Consider the following 304-nt stretch of genomic DNA (forward strand, 5'->3'; position numbering starts at 1 on the left):
GCTTTTAAAAATTTATATTATTAACATAATACGCCTTATGCGAAATCAAAAATGTAAGCCCCAAATAGAAATGTCCGGTTTCTCCAAAGTAAAAATGTCCGCTTTTAGAATATGCGTATTTGCAATTTTCTTAGCGGACTGTTTGATATGTTGGTGTCTATGTCGGATAAAGAACTTAAACGATTGTCAGTCTTGCAAGAAATCTGTGATCAACGCATTAGCCAGTCTCAGGCTGCTCAGCTGCTTCATATTTCAGAGCGTCAAATCAGACGCTTATTGCAAAAATACAAAGCTCAAGGTCCAG

Annotated in this window: 1 protein-coding gene; it reads left to right on the forward strand. The window is 36.8% G+C overall.

Features of this window, described 5'->3' with window-relative positions; genetic code table 11:
• Positions 1-159: 159 nt before the first annotated feature.
• Positions 160-304 (forward strand): helix-turn-helix domain-containing protein (locus AOQ71_RS43385; protein WP_157083553.1); only part of this gene is annotated, 145 nt, incomplete at its 3' end.

The sequence above is a fragment of the Bradyrhizobium manausense genome (assembly GCF_001440035.1).
Lineage (GTDB): Bacteria > Pseudomonadota > Alphaproteobacteria > Rhizobiales > Xanthobacteraceae > Bradyrhizobium > Bradyrhizobium manausense.